This is a genomic window from Paeniglutamicibacter cryotolerans (genome assembly GCF_014190875.1).
Classification (GTDB): domain Bacteria; phylum Actinomycetota; class Actinomycetes; order Actinomycetales; family Micrococcaceae; genus Paeniglutamicibacter; species Paeniglutamicibacter cryotolerans.
Map to the genome: position 1 here is coordinate 841,717 of NZ_JACHVS010000002.1, position 15,059 is coordinate 856,775.

14 protein-coding genes are annotated in these 15,059 nt (G+C 63.8%); 3 read left to right on the plus strand and 11 right to left on the minus strand.

Features of this window, described 5'->3' with window-relative positions; translation table 11 throughout:
• Positions 1-210: 210 nt before the first annotated feature.
• From E9229_RS17025 to E9229_RS17060, 8 genes are all read right to left on the minus strand, one after another.
• Entirely contained in the window at positions 211-1,278 is a 1,068-nt protein-coding gene (locus E9229_RS17025; protein WP_183512840.1) for a lipoate--protein ligase family protein, read from the minus strand.
• 129 nt (positions 1,279-1,407) lie between these two features.
• Entirely contained in the window at positions 1,408-1,665 is a 258-nt protein-coding gene (locus E9229_RS17030) for a type B 50S ribosomal protein L31 (protein ID WP_183512841.1), read from the minus strand.
• Between the two features lie 163 nt (positions 1,666-1,828).
• Positions 1,829-3,331: an amino acid permease gene (locus E9229_RS17035; RefSeq protein ID WP_183512842.1), complete on the minus strand. Its 1,503-nt coding sequence runs from the start codon at positions 3,329-3,331 to the stop codon at positions 1,829-1,831.
• A 436-nt stretch (positions 3,332-3,767) separates the two neighbouring features.
• Positions 3,768-5,489: an ABC1 kinase family protein gene (locus E9229_RS17040; protein WP_183512843.1), complete on the minus strand. Its 1,722-nt coding sequence runs from the start codon at positions 5,487-5,489 to the stop codon at positions 3,768-3,770.
• Positions 5,486-6,028, minus strand: a complete 543-nt coding sequence (locus E9229_RS17045) for a PadR family transcriptional regulator (RefSeq protein WP_183513135.1) — start codon at positions 6,026-6,028, stop codon at positions 5,486-5,488. The genes E9229_RS17040 and E9229_RS17045 overlap by 4 nt, the downstream gene beginning before the upstream one ends.
• A 168-nt stretch (positions 6,029-6,196) precedes the next feature.
• Complete coding sequence (locus tag E9229_RS17050) at positions 6,197-7,003, minus strand: TrmH family RNA methyltransferase (RefSeq protein ID WP_183512845.1); 807 nt, start codon at positions 7,001-7,003, stop codon at positions 6,197-6,199.
• A gap of 5 nt (positions 7,004-7,008) precedes the next feature.
• Positions 7,009-7,809 (minus strand): sulfite exporter TauE/SafE family protein, encoded by an 801-nt coding sequence (locus tag E9229_RS17055; protein WP_183512846.1) that lies wholly within the window; start codon positions 7,807-7,809, stop codon positions 7,009-7,011.
• A 16-nt stretch (positions 7,810-7,825) separates the two neighbouring features.
• Positions 7,826-8,617, minus strand: coding sequence for an ABC transporter ATP-binding protein (locus E9229_RS17060; RefSeq protein WP_183512847.1), 792 nt, complete (start codon positions 8,615-8,617; stop codon positions 7,826-7,828).
• Between the two features lie 200 nt (positions 8,618-8,817).
• Here E9229_RS17060 and serB point away from each other — a divergent pair, with 200 nt between their 5' ends.
• The gene (gene serB, locus E9229_RS17065; protein WP_183512848.1) at positions 8,818-9,735 is read left to right on the plus strand and encodes a phosphoserine phosphatase SerB; all 918 of its coding nucleotides are present in this window, start codon (positions 8,818-8,820) and stop codon (positions 9,733-9,735) included.
• A gap of 143 nt (positions 9,736-9,878) precedes the next feature.
• Entirely contained in the window at positions 9,879-11,600 is a 1,722-nt protein-coding gene (locus E9229_RS17070; protein ID WP_183512850.1) for a VanW family protein, read from the plus strand.
• 102 nt (positions 11,601-11,702) lie between these two features.
• Here the strand turns inward: E9229_RS17070 and E9229_RS17075 are convergent, their stop codons facing one another.
• Positions 11,703-11,924, minus strand: coding sequence for a CoA transferase (locus tag E9229_RS17075; RefSeq protein ID WP_183512851.1), 222 nt, complete (start codon positions 11,922-11,924; stop codon positions 11,703-11,705).
• 1,048 nt (positions 11,925-12,972) lie between these two features.
• On the opposite strand from E9229_RS17075, the gene E9229_RS19740 reads away from it, so the two are divergent.
• A complete protein-coding gene (locus E9229_RS19740) occupies positions 12,973-13,242 on the plus strand; it encodes a citrate/2-methylcitrate synthase (protein WP_183512852.1) in 270 nt (89 codons plus the stop codon).
• Between the two features lie 322 nt (positions 13,243-13,564).
• Here the strand turns inward: E9229_RS19740 and E9229_RS17090 are convergent, their stop codons facing one another.
• Complete coding sequence (locus E9229_RS17090) at positions 13,565-14,317, minus strand: SDR family oxidoreductase (RefSeq protein WP_183512853.1); 753 nt, start codon at positions 14,315-14,317, stop codon at positions 13,565-13,567.
• A gap of 190 nt (positions 14,318-14,507) precedes the next feature.
• Complete coding sequence (locus E9229_RS17095) at positions 14,508-14,972, minus strand: GatB/YqeY domain-containing protein (protein WP_183512854.1); 465 nt, start codon at positions 14,970-14,972, stop codon at positions 14,508-14,510.
• Positions 14,973-15,059 lie beyond the last annotated feature (87 nt).

Below are 15,059 nucleotides of genomic sequence, written 5' to 3' on the forward strand. Positions count from 1 at the left end.
GCGTCTTCAACGAACTAAACCACTCATGAATTCCAACCGACAACCGTTGCGTTCAAAATCTAAGACCCACTAAATCCGCAGTGGCGGGTGGAAACCCAGCCCGGAACTGCGAAAAACCAGTAAATCCGGGTTTTTTGGTCCTCCACAATTCTCGGCCACCTGTCGGATTCGAACCGACGAACCCCGCTATCTCAGACTCTAAACGGCCAGCTAGGGAACGCGCTGCAGCCATTCCTCGGTACCGAACTTTGTGTCGACCAGGTCCCTAGCCGCAACCAGGGCTTTCTCGTCCAGCAGCACCCGGCGGGCACCATATCGTGCCTCGAAGGTGGTCATCATGACCTCAATGATCTCGGACCGGCTGAGCCCCGACTGGCTGCGCAACGGGTCGACGCGCTTGACCGCGCTGGCGATGCCTTTGTCGGAGATCTTCTCGCGGCCGATGCGCAGTACCTGAACCATCTTCTCTGCGTCGATGTCGTACGACATGGTGACGTGGTGGAGCAGTCCCCCGTTGGCCAGGCGTTTCTGTGCGGCTCCGCCGATTTTTCCAGCAACGGTGGCGATGTCGTTCAGCGGCTTGTAATGCGCCTTGATGCCGATGGAGGCCAGGGCCTCCATTACCCAGATGTCGAGGAACGGGTAGGAGTCGGCAAACGACATGCCGTCGACCAGAGACTGCGGCAGGTACAGCGAGTAGGTGATCGCGTTGCCAGGTTCCATGAACATGGCGCCTCCCCCGCTGATCCGGCGAACCACGCGCACCCCGTGTGCGGCGGCGGCCTCCGGATCGACCTCGTTGGCCAGTGACTGGAAGCTGCCAATCACCACGGCTGATTCGTTCCAGTCCCACAGGCGCAGCGTCGGCAGGCGTTCGCCGGAAGCGACCTGCCGGGTGAGCACCTCATCCAGGGCGACCTGTTCGGTGATGGACATCGGGGTGGGGGCGATGACCTGCCAGTCGTGGTCGGCCCACGCGGTGGCATGGCCTAGGGCACGGCGGACGGCTGTTGCCACGGCTGCGGCATCGAAGCCGAACATCACTGCTTCATCACGCAGGTTCGCCGTGACGGCGTCGCGGATGACCGATGCCGGAGAGCTGGCGTCCAGCCCCACAAGTGCCGAGTTGATGTCTTCCAGCGCCTCGTCGGGCTCGAGGAAGAAGTCCCCGTTGATGCTGGCCTTGGAGATCTTTCCATCAGCGGTATCCAGGTCGGCTACGACCAGCTTTCCGCCGACGACCTTGTATTCACCATGATGGGTCCACGCTTGAGTCATGGTTTCAATCCTACTGAATCCGGGCTTCTCGTGCTGGACTCGAACGAATGAGCCCACCGTCCCGGCGGGATGGTGGTTAAAGATCAACGGGATCCCCTAAGGGATCCCGTTGATGCATGAGGCTGAGGGCTACTTCTTGGCGCCGAAGCCCTTGAAGCGAGCGTTGAAGCGCTCCACGCGGCCTGCGGAGTCCATGATGCGCTGCTTGCCCGTGTAGAACGGGTGCGAAGCGGCGGAGATTTCAACGTCGATGATCGGGTAGGTCTCGCCGTCTTCCCACTCAATGGTCTTCTTCGAGGTCGCGGTGGACTTCGTCAGGAACTTCTCGCCGGAGGCGAGGTCGTGGAAGACGATGGGGGCGTACTTCGGGTGAATATCAGCCTGCATGATTAAAACCTTTGTTCACGTCACTGGATTTTGCCAGCGACCGATCGGAAAAATGGCTCCGTTAGACACGAAGCCGACTGTTCATCATAACGCACGTCGGCGCCTGATCCCAAGCTGAGACTGCCGCAGCTGGCGTTGGATACCCGGTAGACGAGCAGCATCTCTACACACCGGCCTCGTCAACGTCCTTTGGACCAGTGAGATCCATCTCCGTCAGCGAGACAACCTTGGATTTGGTGACGAATCGGTGGACCAGCCAGAGGCCCAGGAACATTGGAATCCCAATGTAGGAGGAGAGGATTTCCGCTCCATGCCCGGCAACAACGGCCTGGTAGTTCTGTCCGGCTATCACCACAATGAGGACGGCGAATGCCAGCAGTGGCCCGATCGGGAAGAACGACGCCCGGTAGGGCAAGTCGGAGACCTTGTTCCCTTGGGCGATGAATGCCCGCCTGAAGCGGTAGTGTGACAGCGCGATGCCAGCCCAGACGATGAAGCCGCACAGTCCGGAAACATTGAGCAACCAAGCATAAGCCGCACCTTGGCCGACGACGGCGCTCAGGAAGCCGAAGAGGCCAACGGCCGCCGTGGCCAGCAAGGCGGCCATCGGCACGCCGCGTGGGTTGGTGCGGCCAAAGATCTTCGGTGCCTTGCCATCATGCGCCATGGCATAGAGCATGCGGGTGGAGGCGTAGAGGCCTGAATTACCGGCCGAAAGGATCGCGGTCAGAATGACCGCGTTCATCAAGGCAGCGGCAAACGCTATGCCCGCGTGTTCAAACACCAGGGTAAACGGAGAAGCCGCAATGTTTGTTTCGCCGGAGGCCAGCAGTCGCGGGTCGGTGAAGGGGATCAGGCATCCGATGACGAAGATCGCCCCGATGTAGAAGATCATGATGCGCCAGAAGACCGAGCGGATCGCCCGGGGAACCTCGCGACGTGGGTTCTTTGCCTCGCCCGCGGCAACACCCACCAGCTCGGTGCCTTGGAAGGAGAATCCGGCGATCATGAAGACCGAAATAATGGATACCCAGCCGCCGTGGAACACGTCCTCGCGGTTCTGCCAGTTACTGAGTCCCGGGGAGTTGTCCCCCAGGATGCCGAAAATCATCAGCACGCCCGCACCCAGGAACAGCACTACGGCAACGACCTTGATCAGCGACAGCCAGAATTCGCTTTCACCGAATGCCTTGGCCGAGAGCGCGTTGATTGCCGTGAGCAGGACGAGGAATGCTCCGGCCCAAATCCATCCGGGGACGCCCGGGAACCAGAAGTCCATGATGATTCCCGCAGCCACCAGTTCCGCGGCCACTGTAATGGCCCAGTTGAACCAGTAGTTCCATCCAATGGCAAACCCGAACGACGGTGAAACGAAACGGGTTGCGTAGGTTTGGAACGATCCAGCCACGGGGATCTTGGCAGACATTTCCCCGAGGGATTGCATCAAGAGGAAGACCATCAGTCCGACCAAGGCATAGGCGACCAGCGCGCCACCGGGCCCGGCTTGCGAGATAGTGCCGCCGGAGGCCACGAAGAGGCCGGTGCCGATGGCCCCGCCGATCGCGATCATCTGGAGGTGGCGGCTACTCAGTCCGCGCTTCAGTTCATTGTCGGAGGCGGCAAGGGAGATACCGGGGTCGATCGTGTTGGGGGAAACTCGTTGCATTGACGTGTCATTCTTTGGTGGGTCGTAAATCCTGCTCATTGCTGGCTGCGCACACCGGCCAGCATCGGCGAAGGGAATGATGTGCTGAGCCGGATGGCGAATCCATGCGGATGAGCCATGAACAGCTGGCTCGGCAATGGTGTACCCGTGTGCCACACGGAACGGTGCTTTTGGTGCATGTCTGACTTCCTGGCTGGTGGTCCTGCTAGATCAAGACCAAGCCACAGTCTTGGATCTGGGCCCGGCGGTCCCAAACGTCCGGCCCAGATGCTTTGTGAGAGCACGACGGTGACGCGAGGACTCAGACCATTATGACGGGGCTTCGTCATAAAGCGGGAATCGGCACCCCTGCCGGAGATCTTCTCGATGAGTTGGACTCGGCTGTGCGCTCCGGCCGCGACTCCCGGGAAACAGGGGAAGCCGATGCTGAAACCAGTCAGGAATGCCGACGGCTCGAGAACAGTGCGAGCAGCAGCGGCACCACCGATGCGATCATCAGCACGTTGCCGAACACCGGGTCGGCCGATCGCACGGTCGCACCCGCGATGAGCAGGATCCCGAAGAGAAGGACCGCCATCAACCGCCGCACGGTTCGGTCAAGCCGAGCCAGTTGCCGTTCGAGGCGCGGGTTGGCTACCGAGAGCGAACCATCCTCGATGCGGGTGACAAGTCCGTCCAGGCGTTTTGGCAGGCGCAGGGCGGCTCCCGCGACATCGAACACCTCCCGGGCAAGATCCTGAACGAGGTTTCCTCGCTCCTCTCGCAGCAGCTGCGCCGCATAGGGTTCAATCGAGTCCCAGAGATTGAAACGCTCATCCAGCGAACTGCACACTCCGGAGGTCAGCGACATGGCCCGGATGATGAGCAGGAAGTTCTCTGGCAGCTGGAACGGCAGGGAACGGACCACGTCACTGAACTCCACGGCAAAATCACGGAACTCCCGTGGGTCCACATCACGCAGTTCGGCAAAACCCATTCCACCGAACCGGGCGAACAGGTGCGTCATCGCCCGCTCAAGCTCGGCAGTGTCCGCATTGGGGACGAGGACACCAACCTCGCTGATCGCCGCTACCAGCCCCTTGCCATCCCTCGAGGCTGCGGCTATCAGCAGTTTCCGCAGGCCACTACGCGTCCCCGGCCCCACCTCCCCCATCATGCCGAAGTCGATGAACGTCAGCTTCCACGGGACATCGGGCGAAGGGTCGGCAACCGGCGTGACAAAGATGTTTCCGGGGTGCGGATCGGCATGGAAGAAGCCGTTGGTGAACAACTGGTCGAACATGACGGACGCGAAAACGGGGGCAACCAGCGCCGGATCGATGCCCGCCGCCAACAGGGCCTTGGTGTCGGTGATCTTGATGGCCGTAACGTCTTCGAGGGTGAGTACACGACGTGTGCTCCGCTCCCAGACGACGCGGGGCACGGCTACCCGCTCGTCGCCAGCAAAATCGGAGGCAAAGCGCTCCGCGTTGGCTGCCTCATGCAGGTAGTCGATCTCCTCGAGGCTGGTCAGCGCGAACTCCTCGACCAGGGCGGGCATGTCGACACGATCGGATACCAGTCGCACATGACTGAGCCAGCGGCCCACCTTGCGCAACGCGGCCAGATCGACGTCGACAATCGCGCCGATGCCCGGGCGCTGGACCTTGAGCACCACGTCCTGGAGCCCGGTCTCCGAGGCATCGTCGGGAAGGAGCTGGGCACGATGGGCCTGGCCAAGGGATGCCGCGGCAACCGGAGCCTCCATGACCGAGGCAAACACCATCCTCAGCGGCGCACCGAGCTCGGCTTCGGCCAAGGCGCGAATCGCGGGGAACGGGACGGGCGGCACCTCGTCCTGCAGCCCCTCGAGTTCGGCGGTAAGCTCCGGAGGGAGGACATCGAGCCGGGAAGAGAGAAATTGTCCGACCTTGATCATCAAGCCACCCAGATCCAGGGCCAGCACCCGGAAGCGTTGTGCGAAACGCTTCATCCGTCTTGCCCTGGTGCGCTCGGCAATCCCGGCTAGCCCGATGCGGGGCAGGAACAGCTCGTACCACCAGGTCACCGCAAGATTCCACGCGGCGAAGCGCAGTATTCGACGGTATCGGGCGCGGGCATCCCCCGCGACGGCCAGCGAAACTGGCCGGTCCCGCCAAACGGACTCCGCCTGCGTCATTCCTGGGCGAGGATCGAGTACAGCTGACGGCGTGCCTCGTTGAGCACCTTCACGGCCTCCTGCACCTGCTCTGGCGAGCCTGTGCGGCCCACTTGGGTCGCAGCTTGCGCCAGTTCGACGCCTGCCTTGGGCAACGCAGCGAACCCGGTACCCGACCCAGGCCCCGCGTTTTGCCATGGAGTAGATGGATCGGCACCCGCCACCTCCTCACGACCCGCTTCGGTCAGGGAGTAGATTTTGCGGCCGTTGGACTCCTCGGCGCTGATGATCCCCTCGTCGGCAAGGAGCTGCAACGTGGGGTAGACCGAGCCGGCACTGGGCTTCCAGCTGCCCCCGCTGCGCTCCTCGATTTCGTGGATGATCTGGTATCCGTGCATCGGGCGTTCCGCGAGAAGCGCCAGCACTGCGGAGCGCACTTCTCCCCTGCCCGCACGCGTCCCGGAGCGCTTGTCGAACCGCGACCGCAGTTCCTCTACCGCCTGCCACATGCCGTCAATATTGGGGCTTCCAAAACCGCCCGCCGGATATGAACCATGCATCTTGCTCACCTCAATGGATCGCTAACGATATACAACGATAGTTAACGATATGCCTCGGAGCTCATAAAAAACAGGGGGGTCGAGACTCCGGGCAGGCGGGTGAAATAACCAAGCCCCGGGGGTTGCCATGGACCGCCGGAGGGCGGGCATGCACCTGCGGCCAGCCCCTCAGCAGACGCGCAGTTCCCAGAAGGCGACGGCGGAGGCGGCCGCGACGTTCAGCGAATCGACGCCGGGGCGCATCGGTATCAGCACCGCCTCGTCGGCCGCATCCAAGGCCGCGGCCGAGACGCCGTCACCCTCGGTGCCCAGCACCACGGCGAGCTTGTCGTGCCCGGCCGCAGCCAGCTCGGTGATGGTGGAGGCATCGTCGGTCAGTTCAAGCGCGGCAATGTGGAATCCGGCCTCCCTCAGCTCGGCAAGCCCGCCGGGCCAGGAAGCGAACCGGGCCCAGGGAACCTGGAAGACGGCGCCCATGCTGACCTTGACCGCGCGGCGGTAGAGCGGGTCGGCGGCGCGCGGGGTCAACAGCACGGCATCGATGCCCAGCGCGGCGGCTGAGCGGAAGATAGCGCCGAGGTTTACGTGGTCCACCATGTCCTCGAGCACGGCCACGCGGAGGGCACCGGCCAGCACGTGGGCCAGGGTGAGTGGTGTGGGGCGGTTCATGGCTGCCAGTGCACCGCGATGCACCGGATATCCGGCTACCGCATCCAGGACGCCCGGTGCGCCGACGAACGCGGGGACATCGGGATACTCGGCGAGGACATCGGCGAGGCCCTCGATCCATTTCTCGGCTAGGAAGAAGGAACGCGGGACGTGGCCGGCCCCAAGGGCCCGGCGCAGGACCTTGGAACCCTCGGCGATGTAGAGGCCCTGGGCCGGATCGGTGCGCTGGCGCAACGCGGCGTCCGAGAGCGCCACGTAGTCGGCGACCCGGGGATCGGCAGCGGTTTCGAGCTTGATCAGTGGCATGGGGATCAGAACAACTTGGCGAGCATGTTGGCCAGCGCGATTAGGCCCAGGACGACGATGACCAGTCGCAGCCAGCCCGGGGAGAGCTTGCGCCCGACCTTGGCTCCAATGAATCCACCGATGAGCGAGCCCACGGCGATCAGCAGCACGACCATCCAGTCGATCCGGTCGAACGCGAAGATCAGATAGGACGCAGCAGCCACCAGGTTCACCACGAGGGACAGGATCACCTTCACTGCATTGGACTGCTGCAGCGTCGAATGCAGGAAGATCCCAAACACCGCCATGAGCAGGATGCCCTGTGCTGCGGTGAAGTAGCCACCGTAGATGCCGATCAGGAAGACCAACACGTAGAGCACCGGAGGCAGCTTCATTGCATCGACATCGTCCGGATTGGTCACCAGGGTGGCACCCCTGCCCTTGGCCCAGGCCGAGAGCCGTGGTTGGAAGATCACCAGGAGCAGCGCCACCACTATCAATATCGGTGCCACGTAGCCAAAGACGGTGTCGGGCAGGTGCAGCAGCAGGTAGGCGCCCAGCAGGCCGCCCAGCAGCGAGACCGGTATCAACCGCAGCAGGGTCCAACTCATGGTGCGCGCCTCGCGGCGGTAGCCCCAAGCGCCGGAGAAGCCCCCGGCGACCAGGCCCATGGCGTTGGAGATGACCGCGTTGACCGGCGCGTACCCCAGTGCCACCAGCACCGGGAAGGTCACCAGCGAACCGGAGCCCACGATCGTGTTAATCGTGCCGGCCCAGAGTCCGGCAAAGAAGATGAGCGCTTCGCGCCAGAATTCGAGCAGATCCATTGTCGGGCGGGGAAACCTACGCCCGGGGGCCGGCGACGGCCGTATAGCGGCCGTTGGCCGAGGTGACGGACAACGGGGTGCCGAAGGCGGTGCTCAGGTTTTCCTCGGTCAGCGTTTCGGCGATCGGGCCGGCCGCGACCACGGCTCCCGCGCGCAGCAGAAGCGCGTGGGTGAAGCCCGGCGGAACCTCCTCGAGGTGGTGGGTGACCAAGACCATGGCCGGGGAATCCTCGTCTGCAGCGAGTTCGCTGAGCCGGTGCACCAGGTCCTCGCGACCGCCCAAGTCCAGTCCGGCACCGGGCTCGTCGAGCAGGAGGAGCTCGGGATCGGTCATCAGCGCACGGGCGATCTGCACTCGCTTGCGCTCACCCTCGGAGAGGGAGGCGAAAGGACGGTTGATCATGGTGGACATGCCCCACTCGTGCAGCAGCGCGAAGGCACGGCGCTCGTCCATCTGGTCGTACTTCTCGCGCCAGCGGCCGGTCATCCCGTAGGAGGCCGTCACCACGACGTTCAGTACCGTTTCGTTTTCGGGAATATGGCTGGCCAGTGCGGCGGAGGACAAGCCGATCCGGGGGCGCAGTTCGAAGACGTCGACCGCCCCCATGACCTCGCCGAGGATGCCGGCGACGCCGGAGGTCGGGTGCATCCGGGCTCCGGCGATCTGCAGCAGCGTCGTCTTGCCGGCGCCATTGGGGCCGAGCACGACCCACCGCTCTCCTTCTTTGACCTGCCAGTCGACTTCATTCAGCAGACGCTTGCGTCCGCGCACGACGTTTACGCCGGCCATTCCCAACACTTCATTCATGGGTAAAACACTAGGCCAGTAGGGGGCAAATCGACCAAACGAAGCGGCCTTTACAACCGATTTCACATCCGTGCCCGCGCATAGCGCGCCCCATCCGGCACCGCGGCACGCAGTGCGACGGCGTCACGGAGCCGTTGGCCGGGCGCAATGGGAGGGCACCGATTCGTTGGCGACGGGCCTACCACGGGAGAATGGCAATTATGCAAACTTCCGCTTTTATCGTGTTCTATTCCGGCTCGGCGACCTTGATCGAACCCCTCGGGCTGCGGGCCCTGCTCCAGGAGGCCGGCATCGGCATCGAAGAGGAACAGGCATTCTCCGGCGTCGGGCGCACCGGTGGCCGGTGGGCCGTCCGCGGTGCCGATGTCGCGCAGCTGCGTGGCCTGGTAGCCCAGAGGTCTGTTGAATTCGGTGCGCTGCGCCATGAATCGGGCCACCTGCTCGGAGGTTCGCTGGCCGTCGTCCCCGCGGCGCTGGTCTACGCCGAACGCAAGCTGCTGGTCATGGACGTGGATTCCACGCTGATCAAGCAGGAAGTCATCGAGCTGCTGGCAGCCCATGCCGGGCGCGGTGCCGAGGTTGCGGCGGTGACGGAGGCGGCCATGCGCGGGGAGCTGGACTTCGCCCAGTCGCTGCATGCACGGGTCAAGACCCTGGCCGGGCTCCCGGCGGGTGTGATCGACGAAGTCCGCTCCGCGATCGAACTCTCCGACGGCGCCCGCGAGCTGGTTGCCGCATTCAAGGCGGCCGGCCATTATGTCGGCGTGGTCTCCGGCGGTTTCCAGCAGGTGCTCGACCCGCTGGCGGCCGAGCTCGGACTGGATTTCGCCCTGGCCAACGACTTGGGCGTCGAGGACGGCGTTCTGACTGGCCTGGTGAACGGGCCAGTGGTGGACCGGGCCATGAAGGAAACGAAACTGCGCGAGTGGGCCGCCTCGCTGGACATCGACATCGAGCACACCATCGCCGCGGGCGATGGCGCCAACGACCTGGACATGGTGTGTGCGGCGGGCCTCGGTGTGGCGTTCAATGCCAAACCGGCACTGAAGGCCGCCGCGGGGGCCACAATCGAACTACCGCGGCTCGATATCATCGCCGACCTTGTCAGCATCGGATAACGATTGGCCAAATTGCAGGAAAAACACGGTCCCCGCCCATTTTGCGGGGGTACGATGCATGAGGCGCCCGATGAATGCGCCCGAACTACCGGTGCCGTTGTCCGCACCACTACTGGAAGTGACGCACAAGCTTGGAAACTGAAGTGAACGGCTCCCTCGAGTCCAAACGGGATCGTGGCGACCGCCACAAGGATCGTGGCACGAGCCGGGGCTGGCTGATTGCCGGCGCATCCGTCGTGCTTGCCTGCGGTATCTACGGAGCCGGGGCCTGGTACCTGGGATCCCAGATCCCCGGTGGAACCACTGTTCACGGTGTCAACGTCGGCGGACTGGGTAAGGATGCCGCCAAGCTGGTGCTTGAACAGAAGCTCACCCCGCTGGCGAGCAAGCCGATCACCGTGCAGGCCGGATCGAAGACCGCGGAACTGGATCCCCGGGCGGCGGGCTTGAGCCTGGATCTCGATGCCTCGCTCGAGGGGCTGACCGGTTTCAACCTGAACCCCTTCATCATGTACGAACGCGCCACCGGCCAGTTCAGCCCCGAACCGGTATTCGATGTGGACCGCGCCAAGCTGCAGGAAGCGCTGAAGGCCAAGGCCCCGAAGCTGCTGACGAAAGTCAAGGAGGGCGCACTTTCCTTCGACGGCACCACCGCCAAGCTCTCCAAGCCGGTCATCGGCGTAGCCGTCAACGTCGATGAATCCGTCGATACCGTGGCCAAGGGCTGGTTCGACGCCGCCGAGACGATATCGCTTCCCACGACCACCGAAGATCCAGCCGTCTCGGCCGACGCTTTCAATGCCGCGCTGAAGGACCAGGCCGAACCGTTGGTCGCCGGACCGGTCAAGGTCACAGACGGTACGGCAACGGCATCGCTGAGCCCCTCCCAGTTGGCTTCCGCGGCGTCGTTCAAGATCGACGGACCGAAGATCCAACTGGTCCTTGACCCGGAAAGAGTGGATGCAGCTCTGCTCGAAGCCAACCCGGACTTCAAGTCCTCGGCGAAGGATGCGAAGTTCGTCCTGACCGGCGGCAAGCCCGCCATCACCCCATCCGAAACCGGCAAGGCCGTGGACACCCAGGGCCTTGCCGAGAAGATCGTTGCCGCGTCGAACACCCAAGAACGCACGGTTAAGGTCGCACTGACTACTGTGGAGCCGGAACTGACCACGGAGAAGGCCAAGGCTCTGGGCGTGAAGGATGCGATAGTCACCTTCTCCACGCCGTACCCGGCATCCGATACGGTGCGCACCAAGAACCTGTTGGCCGGCACCTCCCGGCTAAACGGCCTCGTGGTCATGCCCGGCGAGACTTTCTCCCTGGAAAAGGCCTTCGGCCCGATCACCACCGCGAACGGCTACTTCGGATCGGGTGTCGTCGTCAACGGCTTCGCCACCGAGGCGGTCGGCGGCGGGCTCTCACAGGTCTCCACGCAGATGTTCAACGTCGGGCATCTTGCAGGATATGACGACATCACGCACAAACCGCACAGCCGCTGGTTCGACCGCTACCCCGCGGGCCGCGAGGCGACCCTCTGGGAGGGCCAGGTCGACATGAAGTGGAAGAACAACACCCCCTACGCCGTCATGATCGAGGCCTGGGTCGGCGGGGGCAAGGTCAACACCCGCCTGTGGAGCACCAAATACTGGGACGTCAAGACCTCGACGGGGGCGAAGTACAACTTCACCAAGCCGCGCACCGAGTACAACCCCGCGTCCAAATGCGTGCCCGAAAGCGGTGGCAAGCAAGGGTTCTCGATCAAGGTCACGCGGAACCGCAGCTCGGCGGACAAGACGCTGCCGACCGAGACGCTGAGCTGGACCTACCAGCCTTGGAACAAGGTGGTCTGCGGCAAGAAGCCGTAACGCCTATGGATCGCACCGCCGCCGCCGGCACCCTCCCCCACTGGAGGGCGCCGGCGGCGGCAGCGTTTAACCGCCCCGTCCTGCCCGTCGCCCCGGTTTCCACTACGCATGCACCCATTCGGGCCTGTCGTGGGTCAAGCCGCAGGCACCCCAGGCAATGATCCTTCCCAGCACGAGCCCGGGCTGGGTGGTCGCCAGTTCTGGGGTGGAAAGACCGAAGCGATCCAGGCTGGCCGGACGGTATCCGGCGACCAACACGTCCGCGCGGTCGGGCAGACCACGAAACACGGCTCGGTAGGGGCGTCTGCAAGGTCCAAGGAACAAGAGTGCTTATCCTGTCCGCTCACCATGTGCTGTCAGGGTCCGATCAGCGACGGGTCCGGTAATCACCCACTTCAGGGCAAGCACACGGATCCCCGACAACGACAATGGTCCGGCCCCAGGGAGCGGACGAGGCTCGGCCTCGGGAAACCGACGAATGCCGTTGAGTGGTTCGCTGGCAACCGCCAGCGCCTGGGGTTGGGCGCGCCGTTCGAGCACCGCTGCCACCGCACGGGGTTCGGCACCATAGCGAAGCCCCAGTAGCACCAACAGCCGCAACCGGTGATGGGGATAATTGGCGTGCGTGCGTACCCAACCGTCAGCCGCCCTTCATAACCTGGACAGCGCAGCAAACGCGTTGACAGCTTCGCCGTTCCAGCGGTACATCTTGTCGCTTGAAAAGGAGACGACGATGCGGTTCCGGGTCGATCAGCAGTACCGGCAGCGCCGTCGGGTCATATGCGCCCGATGAACCGGGACGTCGGCCGATGAGTGCGCCCTGCGCGGCCGCCACCCTGAGGCTTGCCGTAGCCAGCATTCCCGACGGCCACGGGCTCGGCAGATGGGCGGGCTGGCCATCGGCCATGACCCATGTCAAGAGGGCCGGATCCTCTCCAAGCGCCTCCCAGGCTCGGGCTGCCAGGTTTCTGCCTGTCTGCGTGATGCCGTCCATGGTTCAATGATCCGCACGTACATTGCTAACCGACAAGCGGATATTGATTCAATCAATACAGATTGGGTACGGGGTCCGATCAACGCTTCCGTCAACACGGCGGGGTTCCTCAATAGCGAGCAGGCGGCCAGCCGGCTCGGCATCAAGCCCGCGTCCCTTTATGTCTATGTCACCCGGGGCAGCTCCGCCGCGCACAGTTCCAGAAGGGCAAGTCGTGGTTCGATCCCCTGGATGTCGAAGAAGTTTCCACGGCCCGCACCAGCGGTGGGAGGCCGGTGAGACAGGGTCAACCGCTGATGGTCCTGGCCTCCACGACATCGCTCGAGGAAGCCATTGCATTCTTCTGGGACTCGGGTGATCCACCTGAAAAGGTTGCCGTTGAGCGCCGCCCTCGATGCCTTCGGCGGGCCATTCCACCGATCAGCAAGCATCGAGGCCCGCAGGTTGATTGAGGACGCCCTGGAGCGGCCGGTGGAGCAGGCAGTTTCGCTGCACCTGGCAAGGACCGGGACGTTGACGGCCTTCGGACATCCGATCTGTGAGGGGACGGATCCGCGCGTGGACATGCTGCTGAGCCTGCTGGAGCAGATGCCGGGTGCGGACGCCGACTCCACGGCGGTACGGCAGCTCACAGGCACCGTGGGGTAACGGCAGGGCAGGGACCGAATTTTGATCTGGCTCTTGGAGCCCCCACCCTCGTATCGGGAATGGAGCCGGAGGCCGGACCGGCGATCTTCGCCATCTGGCGCAAAGTCGGATGGCTCGCCCACGTCTGGGATCAGTGGGAGCACGAACCGCTACGGCTGCGCCGTAATCGCGGTTCACCGGGTGACCGGCCCCGAGAATGCGCAGTCGATAGCCCGGAAGCACGAAAGACCTCCACCGGGGCAGGTACCCACGGAGAAGGTCTTTCGGATTGTCCTACCGGTTGCCGTCACGGAGTTGCCCCTGGACACCGCAACCGCGGGGACTAGGAGGTGGCGCGGAGGAAGTCCTCGGCTCCACCGACGTATTCGGTGTGGCCGGTGGGAACATCGGCGCAGACCATCGCGGCAACTTCGGCGCCGAACTCCACCACGGAGTAGAGGCGTCCTGCTGCCTCCCGACGCGCGGCAATGGCGCCGGGCTCGACACGGTCAAGCAGCGTCGCGGTGATCGTGCCCTCGATCATGTCGCCGGAGACGACGACCAGGGAGATGCCTTTGGCCTCAAGTGCCGGAATGCGTTCGCGCAGTGCCACTTCACCGGCGCGCTTGGAGCGGGCCACCGGCTCGTAGGCATCCATGGTCGCTACCTGGTCGATGAAATGGGCCTGGTGGCTGGTCACGAAGACCACGCGGGAGCCGGCCGGCATCTTCTGTGCGGCAGCCTCGAGCATGTTCACCTGCGCGTCGCGGTTCAGGCGCAGAGCGTAGTCTTCGCCCAGACCGGTTTCCATGCCGCCTGAGGCGTTCAGGACCAGGATGTCGAGTGAACCGAAGTTCTCCAGTGCCGCATCGATCAGCGCGGCGGAGCCCTCGGCCGTGGTCAGGTCGGCACCGATTGCCACGGCGCGGCCACCGGCATCCACGATCCCCTGGACTACCTTGTTGGCACGTGGTGCCTTCTGGCGGTAGTTGATCACTACCCCGGCACCCTGCGCAGCAAGGACCTTTGCCACCTCGGCGCCAATACCCCGGGAGGACCCGGTGACGATCGCGGACTTACCCGTGAGATCGGTCATTAAAACTCCTTGTGCATCACAACGTGAAAATCATTGAACCCCTGCCGGAATGCCGGCAGTTGGCGTGTCCAAACAAAAAACTGGACGCTTGCTTCAATCCTGCCAGCAGGCTGGCACATCGACTCTTGTAGGAATCCTCCAAAAAGTCTAAGCCAGCGCGGCGCTTCACGCGCCCCGGCACCACATTGGATCAGGCGATGGCGGCGCGGACCATGTTGCTCAAGGCCTTGCCGTCAAAGCGACCGGCAACCTCCTCGGTGACCAGCTTCATGACCGAACCCATCTGGCGCATGCCCAGCTCCGCGCCATCGGCACGCAGCGTGGCCACGGCCCGAGCAACGATGGCCTTCGCCTCGTCCTCGGTCAATGCGGCGGGAAGGTAAGCCTCGATGATCTCTGCTTCGCGACTCTCTGTTGCGGCCCTGTCCTCCTGGCCGGCCTCGACGTAGGTGACGGCTGTTTCGCGGCGGCGGGCGGCTTCCTTCTGGAGCAGCGAGAGCACTGCGGCGTCATCGAGCTCTACGGGGACCTTGCCGCCCTTTTCACGGGTATTGATCTCACCGAGCAGGTTGCGCACGGTCATCAGCTCAACCTTGTTCCCGGCCTTCAGGTGGGAGGTCATGTCGGCGCGCAGGCGGCCCTTCAACGAATCCATGGTTTGCTCTTCTTCCGGTATGTGCCCGGCAGATACGCAGTGCGGCCGCACCCGTTCCCTGCCGGCAATTGATCACAGTTTATTGCC